Annotated in this window: 17 protein-coding genes; 7 read left to right on the plus strand and 10 right to left on the minus strand. The window is 74.9% G+C overall.

Going from position 1 to position 17,596, the window contains the following annotated elements:
- Window positions 1–10 precede the first annotated feature (10 nt).
- The 3 genes from murC to SMD11_RS07330 form a co-directional block, all read right to left on the minus strand.
- Window positions 11–1,408, minus strand: a complete 1,398-nt coding sequence (gene murC / locus SMD11_RS07320; protein ID WP_087925664.1) for a UDP-N-acetylmuramate--L-alanine ligase — start codon at window positions 1,406–1,408, stop codon at window positions 11–13.
- Window positions 1,409–1,898: 490 nt separating this feature from the next.
- The gene (locus SMD11_RS07325; protein ID WP_087925665.1) at window positions 1,899–2,528 is read right to left on the minus strand and encodes a response regulator; all 630 of its coding nucleotides are present in this window, start codon (window positions 2,526–2,528) and stop codon (window positions 1,899–1,901) included.
- Window positions 2,525–3,679 carry a sensor histidine kinase gene (locus SMD11_RS07330; RefSeq protein WP_234366364.1) on the minus strand — a complete coding sequence of 385 codons (1,155 nt, stop codon included), beginning with the start codon at window positions 3,677–3,679 and terminating at the stop codon, window positions 2,525–2,527. Before SMD11_RS07330 ends, SMD11_RS07325 begins: the two co-directional genes overlap by 4 nt.
- A gap of 286 nt (window positions 3,680–3,965) precedes the next feature.
- Here SMD11_RS07330 and SMD11_RS07335 point away from each other — a divergent pair, with 286 nt between their 5' ends.
- Window positions 3,966–5,030 carry an ABC transporter permease gene (locus SMD11_RS07335; protein WP_087925667.1) on the plus strand — a complete coding sequence of 355 codons (1,065 nt, stop codon included), beginning with the start codon at window positions 3,966–3,968 and terminating at the stop codon, window positions 5,028–5,030.
- On the plus strand, window positions 5,027–5,773 hold the full coding sequence (locus SMD11_RS07340; RefSeq protein WP_234365946.1) for an ABC transporter ATP-binding protein: 747 nt from the start codon (window positions 5,027–5,029) through the stop codon (window positions 5,771–5,773). The genes SMD11_RS07335 and SMD11_RS07340 overlap by 4 nt, the downstream gene beginning before the upstream one ends.
- A 153-nt stretch (window positions 5,774–5,926) precedes the next feature.
- Here SMD11_RS07340 and SMD11_RS07345 read toward each other — a convergent pair whose 3' ends face one another.
- Together SMD11_RS07345 and SMD11_RS07350 are read right to left on the minus strand one after the other, a co-directional pair.
- Entirely contained in the window at window positions 5,927–6,397 is a 471-nt protein-coding gene (locus SMD11_RS07345; RefSeq protein ID WP_087925668.1) for an indole-3-glycerol phosphate synthase, read from the minus strand.
- 157 nt (window positions 6,398–6,554) lie between these two features.
- Entirely contained in the window at window positions 6,555–7,352 is a 798-nt protein-coding gene (locus tag SMD11_RS07350) for a pyrimidine reductase family protein (protein ID WP_087925669.1), read from the minus strand.
- Between the two features lie 71 nt (window positions 7,353–7,423).
- On the opposite strand from SMD11_RS07350, the gene zapE reads away from it, so the two are divergent.
- Both zapE and SMD11_RS07360 read left to right on the plus strand, forming a co-directional pair.
- Entirely contained in the window at window positions 7,424–8,542 is a 1,119-nt protein-coding gene (gene zapE / locus SMD11_RS07355) for a cell division protein ZapE (RefSeq protein ID WP_418952417.1), read from the plus strand.
- 182 nt (window positions 8,543–8,724) lie between these two features.
- A complete protein-coding gene (locus SMD11_RS07360; RefSeq protein WP_234365947.1) occupies window positions 8,725–9,609 on the plus strand; it encodes a polysaccharide deacetylase family protein in 885 nt (294 codons plus the stop codon).
- A gap of 264 nt (window positions 9,610–9,873) precedes the next feature.
- Here SMD11_RS07360 and SMD11_RS35365 read toward each other — a convergent pair whose 3' ends face one another.
- The 3 genes from SMD11_RS35365 to SMD11_RS07370 form a co-directional block, all read right to left on the minus strand.
- Window positions 9,874–10,047, minus strand: coding sequence for a hypothetical protein (locus tag SMD11_RS35365; protein ID WP_159395254.1), 174 nt, complete (start codon window positions 10,045–10,047; stop codon window positions 9,874–9,876).
- Between the two features lie 90 nt (window positions 10,048–10,137).
- Window positions 10,138–10,806, minus strand: a complete 669-nt coding sequence (locus SMD11_RS07365; RefSeq protein ID WP_087925671.1) for an ABC transporter — start codon at window positions 10,804–10,806, stop codon at window positions 10,138–10,140.
- 196 nt (window positions 10,807–11,002) lie between these two features.
- On the minus strand, window positions 11,003–11,980 hold the full coding sequence (locus SMD11_RS07370; RefSeq protein ID WP_087925672.1) for an ABC transporter ATP-binding protein: 978 nt from the start codon (window positions 11,978–11,980) through the stop codon (window positions 11,003–11,005).
- A gap of 57 nt (window positions 11,981–12,037) precedes the next feature.
- On the opposite strand from SMD11_RS07370, the gene SMD11_RS07375 reads away from it, so the two are divergent.
- Together SMD11_RS07375 and SMD11_RS07380 are read left to right on the plus strand one after the other, a co-directional pair.
- Window positions 12,038–12,808, plus strand: a complete 771-nt coding sequence (locus SMD11_RS07375) for a peptidyl-tRNA hydrolase (protein ID WP_234365948.1) — start codon at window positions 12,038–12,040, stop codon at window positions 12,806–12,808.
- Between the two features lie 43 nt (window positions 12,809–12,851).
- On the plus strand, window positions 12,852–14,144 hold the full coding sequence (locus SMD11_RS07380) for a hypothetical protein (RefSeq protein WP_087925673.1): 1,293 nt from the start codon (window positions 12,852–12,854) through the stop codon (window positions 14,142–14,144).
- A 49-nt stretch (window positions 14,145–14,193) separates the two neighbouring features.
- Here SMD11_RS07380 and SMD11_RS07385 read toward each other — a convergent pair whose 3' ends face one another.
- Window positions 14,194–16,221 carry a transglycosylase domain-containing protein gene (locus SMD11_RS07385; protein WP_234365949.1) on the minus strand — a complete coding sequence of 676 codons (2,028 nt, stop codon included), beginning with the start codon at window positions 16,219–16,221 and terminating at the stop codon, window positions 14,194–14,196.
- 127 nt (window positions 16,222–16,348) lie between these two features.
- Between SMD11_RS07385 and SMD11_RS07390 the strand changes: the two genes are divergently transcribed.
- Window positions 16,349–16,765 carry a BlaI/MecI/CopY family transcriptional regulator gene (locus SMD11_RS07390; protein WP_087925674.1) on the plus strand — a complete coding sequence of 139 codons (417 nt, stop codon included), beginning with the start codon at window positions 16,349–16,351 and terminating at the stop codon, window positions 16,763–16,765.
- A 14-nt stretch (window positions 16,766–16,779) separates the two neighbouring features.
- Here SMD11_RS07390 and SMD11_RS07395 read toward each other — a convergent pair whose 3' ends face one another.
- The gene (locus SMD11_RS07395) at window positions 16,780–17,475 is read right to left on the minus strand and encodes a nuclease-related domain-containing protein (protein ID WP_087925675.1); all 696 of its coding nucleotides are present in this window, start codon (window positions 17,473–17,475) and stop codon (window positions 16,780–16,782) included.
- Between the last annotated feature and the right edge of the window lie 121 nt (window positions 17,476–17,596).

Here is a 17,596-nt window from a genome sequence, read left to right on the forward strand (position 1 = left end):
CCTGCCGGTGTCAGCTCTCCAGGCGGGCCAGGATCTTCGGACCGAGGTCCGTGACGTCACCCGCGCCCATGGTCAGAACGAGATCGCCGGGGCGGGCCATTCCCGCGACGACGTCCGGGATCGCGGCCATGTCGTGCTCGGGCCGCACATCGGCGCCGGCGGTCCGCGCGGCGTCGATGATCAGCTCGCTGGTGATGCCCTGGATGGGGTCCTCGCGGGCCGGGTAGATGTCCAGGACCACGGAGGCGTCGGCCAGCGCGAGGGCCTGGCCCATCTCGGTGCCCAGCTCCTGGGTGCGGCTGAAGAGGTGCGGCTGGAAGACGACGAGGATGCGCGATCCGGCGTCGACCGCGCCGCGGATGGCCTCCAGGTCGGCGGTCATCTCGGTGGGGTGGTGCGCGTAGGAGTCGATGACCTGCACGCCGTTCGCCTCGCCCTTGAGCTGGAGGCGGCGCTTGACGCCGGTGTACTTGGCGAGCGCCGAGGCGAGGTTGTGCACGGGGATGCCGAGCGCGACGCCCGCGGCGAGGGCCGCGACGGCGTTGTGCGCGTAGTGGCTGCCGGGCACGGAGACGGTGAAGGTCAGCATCTTGCCGCCGAGCAGGACGGTGACCTCGCTGGTCAGGCCGCGCGGGTTGACCTTGAGGACGCGGACGTCGGCGTCCTCGGCGGTGCCGTAGGTGACGACCTCGATGTCGTAGCGGCCCGAGACCCGCCGGGTCAGCTCGCGGGCGCCCGCCTGGTCGGCGGAGACGACGAGCGTGCCGCCGGGGCGGATCCGGCCGACGAAGGTGTCGAAGGACTCGTAGATCTCGTCCATCGACGCGTAGTTCGCGTGGTGGTCCAGCTCCACGTTGAGGATGATCGCGACCTCGGGCGCGTACTTGTGGAAGCTGCGGTCGCTCTCGTCCGCCTCGGCGACGAAGATCTCGCCGCTGCCGTGCAGGGCGTTGGAGCCGGGGGCGTCCAGGTCGCCGCCGATGGCGTACGAGGGGGCGAGGCCGAGGGCGTCGAGGGAGACCGCGAGCATGGAGGTCGTGGTCGTCTTGCCGTGGGTGCCGGCGACGGCGATCGGGCGCAGGCCGTCCATCAGGCGGGCGAGGGCGTCCGAGCGGTGCACGACGGGGATGCCGCGCTCGGCGGCGGCCGCGAGCTCGGGGTTGTCGGCGCGGATGGCGCTGGAGACGACGACGCAGGTGGCGTCCTCGGCCAGGTGCTCGGCGGCGTGGCCGATGTGGACGGTGGCGCCCAGGGCGCGCAGGGCCTCGGCGGTCGCGGAGTCCTTGGCGTCGCTGCCGGCGACGGCCGCGCCGCGCTGCGCGAGGATCTTCGCGATGCCCGACATGCCGGCTCCGCCGATGCCGATGAAGTGCGGTCGGTCCATCGTCGTGGGGACGGCCGGTGCCATGTGCGGTGCTCCCTGGGGTCGGCAAAGGTGGATACGTCTTAGCGCCCCGATTGTTGCACCCGTCGCCGCCGCCCTGATCCACGGGCGCCCGGTATCGCCTCGTACGGGCGTTTCGGCCCCGCGGCCGGGACCGGCCGGCGACCGTCGGGGGCGAGCCCGTCCGGCGGACGGCGGGCGCGGGACAGCACGTCGGCGGGGGCCCGGGCGGAGCCCCGCACCCGGTGGGAAGGGGGACGGTCAACGGCCTCCCGGACCCCGGAAAGGGCCCCGCCCCGCGGCCGGGACCGGCCGGCAACCGTCGAGGGTGAGCCCGTCCGGCCGACGGCGGGCGCGGGACAGGGTGTCGGCGGAGCCCCGCACCCCGTGGGAAGGGGCGGACAGGGGACGCTCCGGTCCCCCGTGTTCTCCCTCCGGGGCGGCCGGGCCGGCTCCGTCGGCGCGGGGACGGTCAACGGTCTCCCGGACCCCGCAGGGGCTCCGCCCCGCCGTCTCACACCGCCCGGATCAGCCCCGCCGCCAGCCCCGCCGCGACGGCCGCCGTGCGGCTGTCGACGCCGAGCTTGCCGTAGAGGTGCACGAGGTGGGTCTTCACGGTCGCCTCGCTGATGAACAGCCTGCGGGAGATCTGCCTGTTCGCCAGGCCCTCGGCGAGCAGGCCCAGGATCTCGGCCTCGCGGGGCGACAGCGTCGGGCGGCCGGCCCGCACCCGGCCCAGCAGGCGGGCGGCCACGGGCGGGGCCAGCACCGTCTCGCCGCGGGCCGCCGCCTGGACGGCCGTGGCGACGTCCTCGGGCGGCGCGTCCTTGAGGAGGTAGCCCGTGGCACCGGCCTCGACCGCGGCGAGGATGTCGGCGTCGGTGCTGTAGGTGGTGAGGATCAGCACGGCGGGCGGGTCGGGCAGGGCGGTGATCCGGCGGGTGGCCTCGACGCCGTGCATGCCGGCGCCCATCTGGAGGTCCATCAGGACCACGTCGGGCCGCGCGCCGTCCTGGAGGAGGCGCAGCGCCTCGGCGCCGTCCGCGGCCTCGCCGACGGCCTCCACGTCGGGCAGGTCATCGACCATGGCGCGCAGCCCGCGCCGGACGACGGGGTGGTCGTCGACGAGCAGGACCCGGATCACGCGGCCTCCAGGGCGCCGGGCTCCGGAGCTCCGGCCGGGGCGGCGGGGCGTACGGGCACGGTGGCGGCGACCGCGGTGCCCTCGCCGGGGGCTGACTCGACGGTCAGGGTGCCGCCGAGCTCGGCGATGCGCTCGCGCATGCCGTGCAGGCCGAACGTGCGGCGGCCGTCGGCGGGGCCCCGGCCCGGGGTGAAGCCGACGCCGTCGTCGTAGATGTCGAGGGTGACCTCTCCGTCGAGGTAGGAGAGGGTCACGGCGGCGTGCTCGGCGCGGGCGTGCCGGGTGACGTTGGCGAGCGCCTCCTGGGTGAGGCGGAGCAGGGCCACCTCGGTCTCGACGGGCAGGGCGCGGGGCTCGCCGTCGAGGCGGAAGGCGGCCGTGGGGGCGGTACGGGCGGTGACGCGGCGCAGCGCCTCGGGCAGCGGGGTGTCCTCCAGGGCGGGCGGGGTGAGGGCCCGGACGAAGCGGCGGGCCTCGGCGAGGTTGTCGGCGGCGGTCCGGCCGACCTCGCGCACATGGGCGCGGGACGTCTCGGGGTCGGCGGTCTCGGCGGCGCGGGCGAGCAGGACGATGCTGGAGAGGCCCTGGGCGAGGGTGTCGTGGATCTCGCGGGCGAGGCGCTGCCGTTCGGCGAGCCGGCCGGCCTCCCGCTGGGCGGCGGCGAGCTCGTCCCGGGTGCGGACGAGGTCGTCGATGAGGCTCTGGCGGCGGGCGCTCTCGCGGTAGAGGGCGGCGTAGCCGTAGGCGGTCAGGACGGCGACGACGGCACCGGCGACCGGGCCGATGACCTTGGCGGCGGTGAGCCCGCCGGGGGCGGTGGCCTGGGCGGCCACGACGGCGGCGGTGCTGGCGGCGACGGCGGGCAGCGACCAGCGCACCGGCAGGGCGTGCAGGAAGTGGAAGAACAGCGGGAAGGCGACGTAGCTGAAGCCGTGGTCCAGGGCGAGGAGCGCGAGCCACAGCGCGGTGACGCCGGTCAGCCACAGGCCGGGCCGTGCGGTGCGGCGTACGACGCCCGCGCCGTAGGCGGCGGCGAGCAGCAGGCCGAGGGCCGGGACGGCCGGGGGCTCCTGCCCGAGGAGGGACGGGCCGAGGGCGACGGCGAGCAGGGCGTAGAACGCCCCGTGCAGCGCGAGGCGGACCAGCCGCAGCGACGGCGCCTCGGCGACGGCCGCACCGGCGCGTCGCCGCGGGCGGGAGCGCGCGAGGAGAGCGTGCGCGCGGGCGCGCGGTGCCGTCGCGTGGGGAGCGGGGGTGGGGGTCACCCCATCGAGCGTACGGCTCCCCCTCGGCGGGGCCCTCCGGACGACCCTCAACCGTTCGATTGATTTTCGGGTGCACCGGACGGACCGGGTGCGGACCAGCCCTTGCCCTGATGGCGGGGCGGCCCGCGCGCGGCACGGTGGAGGGGTCCTGATCAGAACCCGGGAGGGGTCCTTGTTCGTCGCGCTCCGTGACATCCGTTTCGCCCGGGGGCGGTTCGCCCTCATGGCCACGGTCGTCGCGCTCATCACCACCCTGGTCGTCTTCCTCTACGGCCTGACGGGCGGGCTGGCCCGCGAGGCCACGTCGGCCGTCGCGGGCCTGCCCGCCGACCGCGTGGTCTTCGGCGCGCCCGCCGGGGCCGCACCGGAGGTGTCGTTCTCGAACAGCGCCCTCGACGACGGACAGGTACGGGCCTGGCGCGCGGCGCCCGGGGTCCGCGGGGCCGAGCCGCTGGGGGTGGCGATGACGCGGCTGACGGCGCACGGCAAGGCGGAGTCGGTCAGCGCGTTCGGCACGTCCGCGCGGCTGCGGCCGGCGCTCGTGGCGGGTGAGGCACCTGGTGACGGCGGCCTGGCGGTCGGCGAGCGGGTCGCCCGCGAGGCCGGGATCCGGGTGGGCGACCGGGTCACGCTCGGCGCCGAGGAGCTGACCGTCTCCGGGATCACCGCCGACCGGAGCCACGGGCACGCGCCGAGCGTGTGGACGACGCTCGCCACCTGGCAGCGCGTCGGCCACCAGGCCGGGCCGACGACGCTCGCGGTCACGGGCTCCGGCGGCCCCTCGGGGGACGCCGCGCGGACGACGCGGGCGGTGCCGGTCGCCGAGGCGCTCGACGGGATCGACGGCTACGCGGCCGAGCACGGCACCCTCCAGCTCGTACAGGGCTTCCTGTTCGTGGTGAGCGCGCTGGTGGTGGGCGCCTTCTTCACGGTGTGGACGGTGCAGCGGCGCCCGGAGGTGGCGGTGCTCAAGGCGGTGGGCGCGAGCGGCGGCTATCTGGTGCGGGACGCGCTGGGGCAGGCCGCGGTGGTCCTGGTCGCCGGGGCCGGGCTGGGCGCCGCGGCGGGAGCGGCCGGCGGGGCGCTGGCCTCGGCGGCGGTGCCCTTCGAACTGGGGGCGGCCACGGTGGCCGTGCCCGTGGCGGCGATGGTGCTGCTGGGGCTGGCCGGCTCCGCGCTGGCCGTGCGCCGCATCACGTCCGTGGACCCGCTGACCGCGTTGGGAGCCAACCGATGACCGCCCCTGACATGCCCGGTTCCCCGCCCGCTCCCTCCCCTCGGGAGCCGCTGCCCCGCACCGGTGCCCCCGCCCTGTCCCTGGCAGGCGTGACGCTCACCTATCCGGACGGCGACCGCCGGCTGACGGCCCTGGACGCGGTGTCCCTGGCCGTGGCCCCGGGCGAGCTGGTGGCCGTCGCCGGGCCGTCCGGCTCCGGGAAGTCGAGCCTCCTCGCGGTCGCGGCGACGCTGCTGCGCCCCGACACGGGCCGCGTCACCGTCGCGGGCCGGGACACGGCACGGATGAGCGACCGGGACCGTACGGCGCTGCGCCGCGAGCGGATCGGCATCGTGTTCCAGCAGGCCAACCTGCTGCCGTCGCTGACCGCCGAGGAGCAGCTGCTGGCGGTCACGCACCTGCGGGGCGGGCGGGTGCGGGAGGCCCGCGGCCGGGCGGGCGAGCTGCTGGAGTCGGTGGGCCTGGACGCGGCGAAGCGGCGCCGCCGCCCGCACCGGTTGTCCGGTGGCGAGCGGCAGCGCGTGAACATCGCCCGCGCGCTGTTCGGCGGTCCGTCCGTCCTCCTGGTGGACGAGCCGACCTCGGCGCTGGATCACGAGCGCGGCGAGCGGGTGGTGGAGCTGCTGGCCGAGGTGACGCGCCGGCACCGCACCGCGACGGTGCTGGTCACGCACGACCGGGCGCTGCTCGGCCGGGCCGACCGGGTGCTGGTGATGCGGGACGGCCGGCTGGCGGAGGCCTAGCCCCGCCCTGGCCGCCGCCCGGCGGGGCCCAGGCGGCACCCGACAGAGCCGCCTCACCACCCGGCAGGGCACAGGTGCCGCCCGGCGGGCCCCCTCACCACCCGGCCCGCCCCCGGCGTCACCCGGCCCGGACCCCGGCACCACCCGCCGGGGTCACTCCTCGTCGTTGTGGGCGTAGAGCTTCAGCACCGGCACGCCGACCTTGTGCCGCGCCCGGGAGGCCCAGTCGCGGTGGAAGAACTCCTCGACCAGGTGCGGGGCGGTCAGCACGATCACCTCGTCGGCGTGGGTCTGGTCCACGACCGACCGCAGCAGGTCGAGCGGGTGCCCCTCGATGAGCTGGCCGACGGCCTCGCAGCCGGCGTCCCGCAGGGAGCGCAGCGAGTGCTCCAGCGCGAGGGCCGCCGGGCGGCGGGCCTGCTCGCCCTCGGGCTCGTCGGCCTCGTGGACCGCCTGTTCCAGCTCGCCGAGGGCGACGTCGTCGATGGCGCGCAGCAGCCGGTCCTCGGCACCTCTCGGCTGCATGAGGACGATGAAGGACATCGTGTCGTCGTGAAGGGTGGTGACGAAGTCGACGTCCGCGGCGGACAGAGGTTGCTCGATCATCAATACGCTCGTGAACACGGTGGAAGCCCTTCTCCTTCGTGGGCCACCGGCCCAACAGAAACCATCCTGCGCGTGCCCCCCTGGGCCCGCCTGTTTTGATCACGTGCCCCTCGGGGCGCGTCCGACTCAATTCTGCCCATCGACAGGTAACCGGAAGAGGAAATTCCGCCGATTGTCAGATCTGGTGGTACCGGGTGAAGAGGAAACCCGATTCTTCTATGACCGCGGCCAGGGTGAATCGTTCCGGCACCGCGATGGGCGGGCCGTTCACGATCCGGGCCGCCGTACCGGAGACCGCCACCGGGGCCAGCGACAGACACAGCTCGTCCAGCACGCCCGCCGCCACGAACTGGCCGAGGAGCTTCGGCCCGCCCTCCGTCAGCAGCCGCGTCAGCCCCCGCTCGGCCAGCGCGCCGGGCACCCGCGCGGCGTCGACCCGCCGCCCCTCGCCCACGACGACCACCTCGGCACCGGCCTTGCGCGCCGCCCGGACCCGGTCCGCGGGCGCTTCCGCGCCGGTGAGGACGAGCGTCGGCACCAGCGGCGCGGTGAACAGCGGAAGCGAGAAGTCCAGATCGAGACCCGCGCTCACGACCGCGATCGCCGGCGCGGGGCCCTGCCCGAGCGCCGCCCGCCGCGCCGCGAAGGCCTCGCGTGCCCGCGCGGGCCGGTACCCCTCCCGCCGTACGGTCTCGGCGCCCACCACCACGGCGTCCGCGAGGCCCCGCAGAGTGCCGAAGATCCGCATGTCGGCGTCGGAGGACAGCGGCTGGGAGCGCCCCTCGTGATGGGCGGCGCCGTCGAGCGAGGAGACCATGTTGGCCCGCAGCCACGCGGAGGGGGCCCCTCCACCGGCCGCCCCCGGAGTGCCGGGCGCGTCGGGGTACGCGTAGGCCTCGGCCAGTTCGGCCAGGTCCCAGGTGCGGTCTTCGATGTCGGACGGGGTGAGAGGGTGGGGGAACAGGCGTCGCATAGGCCGCAGTGTGACATGCCTCGCTGTTCCCGGGCCCTGAGCCCTGCGGACAGCGACTAGGCTGGAGAGCTGTGTCGTCCTCCACCGCAGCAGCCTCCAGCGCCCCGGGTTCCACCGGCGCCACCGACCCGATAGCCGGGCCGGTCACCGGCTCCCCCATCGCGCTCACCTCGCGCGCCCCGCACGTACCGGCCGACCGTCTGGTCGCCGAGATGGTGCCGCCGCCGCGCTTCGACTCGGTGCGCTTCGACAACTACATACCGGACGCCAAGCAGCCCAGCCAGGCCGAGGCCGTCCAGGTGCTCGGCGGCTTCGCGGCCGGCCTCGGCGACGTGAGCGGCACCGGCCGCAAGCGCTGGTTCCGGCGCGAGGCGAAGCCCGCGGCCGGCCCGCGCGGCGTCTACCTCGACGGCGGCTACGGCGTCGGCAAGACCCACCTGCTGGCCTCCCTCTGGCACGCCACCCCGGCCGCGCCCGAGCAGAAGGCCTTCGGCACCTTCGTGGAGCTGACGAACCTGGTCGGCGCGCTGGGCTTCCAGCAGACCGTCCGGACCCTCGGCGGCCACCGCCTGCTGTGCATCGACGAGTTCGAGCTGGACGACCCGGGCGACACCGTGCTCGTCTCGTCGCTGCTGAGCAAGCTCGTCGAGTCGGGCGTGGCCCTGGCCGCCACCTCCAACACGCTGCCGGGCAAGCTCGGCGAGGGCCGCTTCGCGGCGGCCGACTTCCTGCGCGAGATCCAGGGCCTGTCCGCGCACTTCCGGCCGCTGCGCATCGACGGCGAGGACTACCGCCACCGGGGCCTGCCGCAGGCCCCGGTGCCGTTCGACGACGACACCGTCACCCGTACGGCGTACGCGACCGCCGGCGCCTCCCTGGACGACTTCCCGTCCCTCCTCGGCCACCTCTCCAAGGTCCACCCGAGCCGCTACGGCGCCATGTGCGACTCCGTGCGCGCCGTGTGCCTGACGGGCGTGGAGCCGGTCGGCGACCAGTCCACGGCGCTGCGCCTGGTGGTCCTCGCGGACCGGCTGTACGACCGGGAGGTGCCGGTGCTGGCCTCGGGGCGGCCGTTCGACGAGCTGTTCAGCGAGGAGATGCTGAACGGGGGCTACCGGAAGAAGTACTTCCGGGCGATCTCGCGGTTGACGGCGCTGGCGCGCGACGCGAAGTCGCTGGTCGCGGAGTAGGGGGACGGCGGGTCTTCCCCTACCCGCCCCTTCCCGGACCGGGGCTCCGCCCCGGGCCCCCGCCTCGCCACCGCACGGTGTCCCCGGACGCCGGGCGGACCGGATTCCGCACGGGCCGTCCGGGGGCGCCCCCGGCGGCAGCGGGGGAAGTCCGTGCCGTCCGCCGGACATAGGGTGCTGCGGTGCACTCGCCGACTCGTATCGTCCGATCGTTCGCCGCCCTCGCCCTCTGCGGGGGTCTCGCCGCCTGCGGCGGTGGCTCCGGGAAGTCCTCGGCCGCCCCGGCCGCCCCATCCTCCTCGGCCGCCGCGCGTCCCACCCCCGCCGCCTCCCCCGCGGCGTCCGCCGCGCCCACCCTCCCCGTGGGGTCCGACGGCCGGGCTCCGGTGTTCTTCCACGGGAAGCGCGGCGGCGCCAAGCGCGTCGCGCTGACCTTCGACGCCGACATGACCTCGGACCAGGGCCCGCGCGCCGCGCGCGGTGAGCGGTTCGACAACCCCGAGCTGATCACGACGCTGCGCAGGCTCAAGGTGCCCGCCACGGTCTTCATGACCGGCCGGTGGGCCGAGCAGTACCCGAACCAGGCCCGGTCCATCGGCGGCGACTCCCTCTTCGAGGTCGCCGACCACTCGTACAGCCACCACGCCTTCGCCACCCCCTGCTACGGGCTGCCGACCGTCCCGCGCGGCGGCGCCCGGGCCGATGTGGAGCGCGCGTTCGACGCCTTCCGCACGGCGGGGGTGCGGAACATGGTCCCGTACTTCCGCTTCCCCGGCGGGTGTTACGACGACGCCGCGCTGCGCGCCGTCGCGCCCGCGAAGGTGACGGCCGTGCAGTGGGACGTGGTCAGCGGTGACGCCTTCGCCAAGAAGGCGGGGCCGGTGGCGGACCAGGTGCTGGCGCAGGTGAAGCCCGGCTCGGTCGTGGTGATGCACTGCACGCGCAGCGCGGCGCCCACCACGGAAGAGGCGGTGCGGCGGATCGTGCCCGAGCTGAGGGCGCGGGGCTACGAGTTCGTACGGGTCTCGGACCTGATCGCAGGGGGCTCCGGGAGCTCCGGGAGCTGAGGCCGGAGGGACGGGGCGGGGACGGATCACCGCCGGCCCGTGGCAGCTCGGGGGCCGGCGAGCCCGGAACGGGCGGTCGGGGACGGCCGGGAAGGCCGGGGCGGCCTGGACGGACCGTTCAGATCCCGGAACTGGACGCTCCAGGTCCGCCGGGGCAGTCCAGGTCGGCCGGGGCCGCCCGTTCAGATCCCGTAGCGGGAACACGCGGGCGGCATCGGTCCAGGGCGGCCGGAGACCGCCCCGGCCCGTCGGACTCCCGCCCCGTCAGCCCGAGCAGGCCGTGCGCTGGGCCTCCTGCCACTCGCAGACGGGGCAGAGCGTGATGCCCGGCCGCTCCGCCGGGTGCTCCGTGGGCTCGCCGCAGTGCACGCAGTCCGCGAAGGCGGCGGGGGCGGCGGGGGTCACCGCGGTGGCGGGGCGCCCGTCCGTGCGTTCCATGTCTTCCTCCGTCGGTCCGCGCGCCCGTCCGGGTGTTCATCCGCGCGTCCCTCCATGGTCGCCCACCCCGGGGCGCTCCTCACGGCCGGGTCACGCCCGTCGTCCGGCCAGCGCGCACGCCACGGCGACCGCCGCCGCCGTCAGCGCCAGGGCTCCGGCCAGGGGCAGCGGCGAGAACGGCACCGTGCCGCTGCGGGAGCCGGTGACGAGCCCGGTCACGGCGGCGCGCGCGGGCGAGCCGCCGGCGAAGAGGACCAGGATCGCGGCGAACCCGGTCGACGGCACCGCCCAGGCGGTGCTGCGCAGCACCGGCCGGTTGCACAGGGCGCCGACGGCCGTGCCGAGCAGGGCGCAGGCGAAGGCCGCCGCCAGACCGGCCGCGGTGGCGGGCCAGAGGTCCACGGACACCTGGTGGTCGGCGCTGCGCGGGTCGCCGATGGCGGCGACGACGCCGGTCCCGGCGGCGGCGAGCACGGTGGAGGCGCCCAGCGCGGTGAGGATCCCGGCGAGGTGCACCCGGCCGGGCCCGGCCGCGGCGGCGGCGCAGTCACGGGCGGCGGGCGGCTCGTTGGTGACGCACACCCGGACGAGCCAGGCGGCGACGGGCAGCAGCACCCCGGCGGCGTAGCCGAAGGAGTCCAGGACCGGCTCGCCGTGCTGGACCCCGATGACCATGAGGATGCCGTAGAGCATCAGCGGCGGCAGCCAGCGGTGCGAGCGCCACAGCAGGGCGGCCTGGTAGCGCAGGAGTGCGGTCATCGGTGCGGCTCTTCTCGGCGTCGGTCGGCGGGCGGGAAGCGGGTGGACACGGCGGGTCCGGGAAGCCGGTGGGCGTCACGGGGACGTGACTCGGCGGGCATGACGCGGGCGCGGGGCGGCGCCACCGGGCCGGTGGCTCGGCAGGCGCCACGAGGACCGCGAGCCGACTCACGCCGGGACGGTGGAACGGCGGGCATCACGAGGGACGTGGGTCGGCAGGCGGCGCGGAGGGCCGCGGCCCGGCAGGTGTCACCGCGCGGATGTGCCAGGCGGGCCGGGCCGCGAGGAGGGCGCGCAGCAGGGCGTCCGAGTGGGCGGCGGCGACGGTCAGCCGCACGGTGCCGGGCGGGGCGGGGGGACCCACGGGCACCGGAGCCGGGTCGCCCGGCAGGTCCCGGGGCAGCGGAGCCCCGGCCGGTCCCTCGGCCTCGACGAGGACGCGCGGGTCGGCATCACCCGTGGCACGCGGCTCGGCATCAGCGAGCACACACGGCCCGGCATCGCCGGAAGCACCCGGCCCGTCCTGGCCGGAGACGGCAACCGCGCCCGCCCCCCGCTCCGTCGTCAGGCGGCCCCCCGCCACCCGGTGCACGGCGTCGGCCGCGCCCCGGACCGGTGCGGCGAGCCGGCGCGGGTCGTGGTCGACGAAGACGACCGTGCCCCCGGCGGCGACGCGGCCGGTGACCGCCTCGTCGAGGAGGGCGCGCGAGGCCTGGTCCAGGCCGGTCCACGCCTCGTCCAGGACGAGGAGCTCCGGGTCGGCGAGGAGGGCCTGGGCGACGGCGACCTTCTGGCTGGTGCCCTTGGACAGCTCGGACAGGGGTGTCCGGGCGTGCCGGCCGGCGCCGAAGCGCTCCAGCCATTCCTCGGCGCCGCGCGCGGCGGCCGCCCGGCCGAGGCCGTGGACGCGGCCGAGGTGGGTGAGGTAGCCGCCGGCCGTGAACGGCAGGGCGGCCGGGAAGCGCTCGGGGACGTACGCGGTGCGCGGGCGGCCGGTGATCCGGCCGGCCGTGGGGGTGTCGATGCCGGCGAGCAGGCGCAGCAGGGTCGACTTGCCGCTGCCGTTGGCGCCCTCGACGCGGAGCAGGGCGCCCCGCGGCAGGTCGAGATCGATGTCGCGCAGCACCCACGGCCCGCGCAGCCCGTACCGGCGTCCGACCCCCCTGAGTCTCATGCGCCCACAGTAACGGCCGGGGCGGTCCGCTCATCTGACGGCTGGCAGACTGGGGGCGTGACCAGCCCTGACACCCGCCCCGATGCCAGCCCCGGGACCGCCGCCGACGGTGCCGCCCGCCCGGAGGACCCCCGCGACGAGGCGCCGCAGTTCGTGCTGCCGCTCGTGGTCCGCATGGAGAAGGACGCGCCCCCGGCCCGTACGGACGCCCTGGAGACGGCGGCGCGCGCGGTGCTGACGCTGCTGTCCGACGCGCGCGCGGCCACCGGCGCCGACGGGGTGGACGGCGAGTGGGCGCGGGCCGTGCGGGACTGGCAGGACGCCCGGATCCGGAAGGTCGTGCGGCGGGCGCGGGGCGCCGAGTGGCGCAAGGCGTCGGCGCTGCCGGGCATCACGGTCACGGGCGAGCGGGCCGAGGTGCGGGTCTTCCCGCCCGTGCCGCTCGACGGCTGGCCCAAGGAGCTGGTGAAGCTCCAGGTGTCGGGCACGGACCTGGACGACCCGGAGCCCCCGGCCCCGCTCACCGGCCCCGCGGGCCCGGTGCTGTGGCTCAACCCGGAGCTGGAGATGTCGGCCGGCAAGACCATGGCCCAGGCGGGGCACGGCGCACAGCTCGCGTGGTGGGGGCTGGACGAGGCGGCCCGGCGGGCCTGGCGGGAGTCCGGTTTCGCGCTGACGGTGCGGACGGCCGACCCGGAGCGCTGGGCCGGGCTGACCACGAGCGGGCTGCCGGTGGTGCGGGACGCGGGCTTCACCGAGATCGCCCCGGGATCGTGCACGGTGGTCGCGGACCACCCGGCGCTACGGGTCGGGCAGTACGACCTGTGATACTGGCGCCAGAACATCTGTTTTGGCGCCAGGGGGTAAGAAGTTGTCGAAAAAGACCGTACGCGGCGCGACGGCTCTGGTCACCGTGGGCGCCGTGGCCGCCCTCGGGCTCGGGCTGTCCGCCTGCGGCAGCGGCAAGGAGGGCGACGCCAAGGGCGGGTCCTCGGCGTCCGCGCAGCCGAAGGGCAAGGCGAAGAACGCCCCCGAGGCCGAGCCCGACGAGGAGCCGGGGCCGAGCAGGAAGCCCGAGGAGAAGTGGGACGGCAAGGTCCGGGTGCTCGGCGACGGCTCGACCTCCTACACCGGGCCGCAGCCCAAGCAGCCGAAGGCGGAGAGGCTGAAGCCCGGCGAGAAGCCGCCGCAGTTCGTGGTCTTCTCCTGGGACGGCGCGCTGGAGGGTGACGACCACCTCTTCTCGCATTTCCGCCAGGTCGCCAAGCAGAACGACGCCCAGATGACGTTCTTCCTCACCGGCACCTATCTGCTGCCGAAGTCGAAGGCGTCGCTGTACAAGCCGCCGCAGCACAAGCCCGGCGAGTCGGCGATCTCCTACGCGACGGACCCGCACATCAGGGACACCCTCCAGCAGGTGCGCGGCGCCTGGCTGGACGGCAACGAGATCGGCACCCACTTCAACGGCCACTTCTGCGGCGCCAAGGGCGGCGGCGACTGGAGCACGGCGGAGTGGAAGAGCGAGATCGAGCAGTCCTATTCCTTCGTGCAGAACTGGAAGACGAACACCGGTTACACGGACCTGCCGCCGCTGCCCTTCGACTACAAGAAGGAGCTGGCCGGCGGGCGCGCCCCGTGCCTGGAGGGGCAGAAGAACCTCATACCGGTGGCGAAGTCCTTCGGCTGGCGGTACGACGCGAGCTCGCCCGGTGACTTCCAGATCTGGCCGTCCCAGATCAACGGCGTCTGGAATTTCCCGCTCCAGCTGCTGCCGTACCCGAAGAGCGAGAAGCAGGTCCTCTCGATGGACTTCAACTTCCTCTACAACCAGTCCGGCGACGACACCAAGGGCGACCCGAAGAAGTACGCGGAGTGGCGGAAGCTGACGCGGGACGGCTATCTGAACGGCTTCGAGCGCGTCTACAACGGCAGCCGGGCTCCGCTGTTCATCGGCAACCACTTCGAGGACTGGAACGGTGGCATCTATATGAAGGCCATCGAGGACGTCATGAAGTCGGTGTGCAAGCGCGACGGCGTGCGCTGCGTGTCCTTCAAGCAGCTCGCGGACTGGCTGGACGAGCAGGATCCGAAGGTGCTGACGAAGCTGCGCGGCCTGGACCCGGCCCAGTCCCCGGACTGGTCCGGCTTCGTCAAGAAGAAGTAGCGGAGCGGGACGGGCGGCGCCGGGCCGGGCCCGGCGCCGCCCGTCCCGGTCAGCGCTTCGGGGCGGCGGTCATGTACTTCGTCCAGATGTCGATCGGGATGGTGCTGCCCAGGGTGCCCTTGGCGGCCCCGGCCAGGCCGTCCAGGGGCTGGAGCTCCTGCGACTTCGGGTCGATGCGGGAGAGCGAGACGGCGGTCGACACCTTGTCCCGGTAGCCCGCGAACCACGCCGACTTGTTGTCCTGCGCCGTCCCCGTCTTGCCCGCGGCGCCGGCCCCGGCCGCCCGCGCCGTGGTCGCGCTGCCGCGCAGCACGGCCTCGCGCAGGGCGTCGTCCACCGCGCCCGCGACCTTCGCGGGCAGCACCCGCTCGGCCTCGGGCTTCTCCACCGGGACGGGGTTGCCGTTGCGGCTGAGCTTGTCCACGGAGTACGGCTCGCTGTGCAGGCCGCCGGCGGCGAAGGTGCCGTACGCCCCGGCCATGCGGATGGCGCTGGGGGTCGCGGTGCCCAGCGAGAAGCCGGGCAGCTTCTGGCCGAGGCTGTTCTTCAGCAGGCCCGCGGCCACGGCGGTCTCGCCCACCTGGTCCAGGCCGGCGTCCATGCCGAGCTGCATCATCGGGGTGTTGACGGACTGGGCGACCGCTTCCTTCAGGGTGACCTTGCCCCAGGACTTCCCGCCGTCGTTGAGCGCCTTGACGATCTTGCCGGAGCGGTCCCAGTACGGGCCCTCCGGGGTGAGCAGCGAGATCTTGTCGTCCCCGTTGTAGACGGTCGCCGGGGAGACCGGGGTGCGGGGCTTGCCGCGCTCCTTCTGGACACCTTCGCGCAGGGCGGCCGCGTAGACGAAGGGCGTGAAGGACGTGCCCGCGGGGACGACGGAGGAGTTGGCGTCGTTGAAGCCCTGCTTGAGGTAGCCCGGGCCGCCGTACAGGGCGACGATGCGCCCGTCGGTGGCGACCGAGGCGGCGCCGATGCGGACGTCCTTGTCGGCGTCGCGCTTCTCCGCGTCCAGGCGGCCGCTCGCCTCGGCGACGGCCTCGGTCAGCGCGTCCATGCGGGGCTTCTCGAAGGTGGTGCGGATCTGGTAGCCGCCGAGGTCGAAGTCGTGGTCGGAGACCTCGGTGTGGGCGCTCACGTAGGCGCGGGCGGTCTCCACCAGATAGCCGGTCTGCCCGGTGAGCCCGGCCGGCTTCGGCGGGGCCTGGGGCTCCGGGAAGGTGGTGTATCCGGCCCGCTCCTCCTTGGAGAGCTTGCCGATGGTGACCATCCGGTCGAGGATCCACTTCCAGCGCTCCACGGCGCGCTCGTGGTTCTTCGGGCCGAGCGCCGGGTCGTAGAGGCCGGCGCCCTTGAGCAGCGAGGCCAGGAAGGCGCCCTCGCTGGCGTTCAGCTGCGAGACGTCCTTGCCGTAGTAGGCGTGGGCGGCGCGCTGGATGCCGTAGGTGCCGCGCCCGAACCAGCTGGTGTTGAGGTAGCCCTCCAGGATGTCGTCCTTGCTCATCTGGTTGTCCAGCTTGATGGCGATGAACATCTCGGTGAACTTGCGGCTGAAGGTCTGGTCCTGGTTGAGGTAGGCGTTCTTCACGTACTGCTGGGTGATCGTGGAGCCGCCCTGGGTGCTGCCGCCGGTGACCATCCTGGTGACGGCGCGGGTCATGCCGCTGACCGAGATGCCGCTGTCGGAGTAGAAGGTCTCGTTCTCGGCGGCCAGCGCCGCCCAGCGGACCTTCTCGGGGACCTTGCGCAGATCGAGGTCCTGGCGGTTGACCTCGCCGGTGCGGGCCATCTCGGTGCCGTCGGCCCAGTAGTAGACGTTGTCCTGCTGGGTGGCGAAGGCGTTGAGGTCGGCGGGTATCTCGGTGCGGACGTACATGATCGTCACCAGGGCGGTCAGCAGCCCGCCGGCGGTGAGGACGGAGCCCAGCGTCTGGCGCCACGAGGGCACCCAGCGCCGGAAGCCCTGCCGCCCCGGCCGGGGGTAGGCGGGGCGCAGCCTGCGCTTGCGGGGGGCGGCGCGCCTACGGCGGGCCGGGGCGGCGTGGTTCCGGGCGTGCGCCCCTTTTCGGCGTTCGAACACCGCTCGACCCTACGGCCTGCGCCTGTCCGGTGGGTACGGCAGATGTCCGCGGATTCCAAATAAGGAGGTCTGTTCGGGTACCGTACGTTTCTACACACCTGTAAATGCAAAAGGATCACCGCACGACATGGAAACCGCCACCCCCACCGCCGCCGTGCCGCGCCACGGCCGTCGCCGCGCGAACGGCGCCCTGGAGGGCGAGGTGCTCGCCGCGCTCCAGCGGGCCGAGGGTCCGCTCACGCCCCGCGAGGTCCAGGGCCGGCTGGCGGGCGAGCTGACGTACAGCACGGTGGTGACGATCCTGTCCCGGCTGCACGGCAAGGAGGTGCTCACCCGCACCCCGCGCGGCCGCGCGTACGCCTACGCCCCGGTGACCGACGAGGCGGGCCTGGCCGCCCGCCGGATGCGCAAGATCCTCGACGGCGTGCCCGACCGGGAGGTCGTGCTGGCGCGGTTCGTCGCCGAGCTGCCCGCCACGGACGAGGAGCTGCTGCGCGCCCTGCTCGTCGGCGCCTTCCCCGCGCCCCGGCAGCCGCTCCTCTGAACACACCCGTCCGTTCAGGCCCAGAGCCAGACCCTGCGGTTGCGGGCCACGGTGTGGACGCGGTCGGCGCGCTGCGGATGGAGCTCGCCCGCCGTCGCGCCGAGGCCGGCCACCTCCGTGTCGCGCAGCACCCGCACGTCCTCCAGTGCCGGTGCCACCTCCACGCTCTCGGCCCCCACGAACACCAGGACCGGCCGCACCTGGACGAGGAAGCCGCAGCCCCGCGACAGCACCAGCGAGGCCCGCGCGCTGTCGTGCCGGACCTGGCGGACATGCGGCCAGGGCTGCCGCTCCCGGGAGAGCCGGACGAGCGTCTCGCCGACGTGGACCCGCGCCCGGCGGCCGGGCAGCGCGGCGATGCCGAAGACGCCGCCGGGCCCGATCAGCAGGTGCGGGATGACCGCGTCGCCCGGCAGAACGACGGAGTGCACCACCTCCCAGCCGCCGCCCGTCAGCTCCTCCAGGGCGGCGCCCACGCACTGCTCGGCCGCCAGCGCCCGCCGCCAGACGTCCTCCACGGGCCGCCGGCCGAGGAGCCGGGCGACCGCGAGGCCGAAGCGGCCGGCCCCCGAGGCGTCGAGCCGGGCCCGGAGCGTCTCCCCCGGCCGGTTGGGCGCGAGATCGTCGTCGGGCGGCAGGAAGAGCCTCTCCGGGTCGTAACTCTTACCGTTCGCACTCCTCTTGCCGTCCGGCCGGTCCCGCACGCCCACCACCCCCTCCCGCCATATTGCCGCAGAAGTGGGGGAACCAACCCGTTCGGCGGCCCGTTCTCCGGGTGAGGCCCCGCGACATCCCCCCGATCGCGGGGCCTCACCAGGGCCGGGCTCGGGC

Source organism: Streptomyces albireticuli, from assembly GCF_002192455.1.
Classification (GTDB): domain Bacteria; phylum Actinomycetota; class Actinomycetes; order Streptomycetales; family Streptomycetaceae; genus Streptomyces; species Streptomyces albireticuli_B.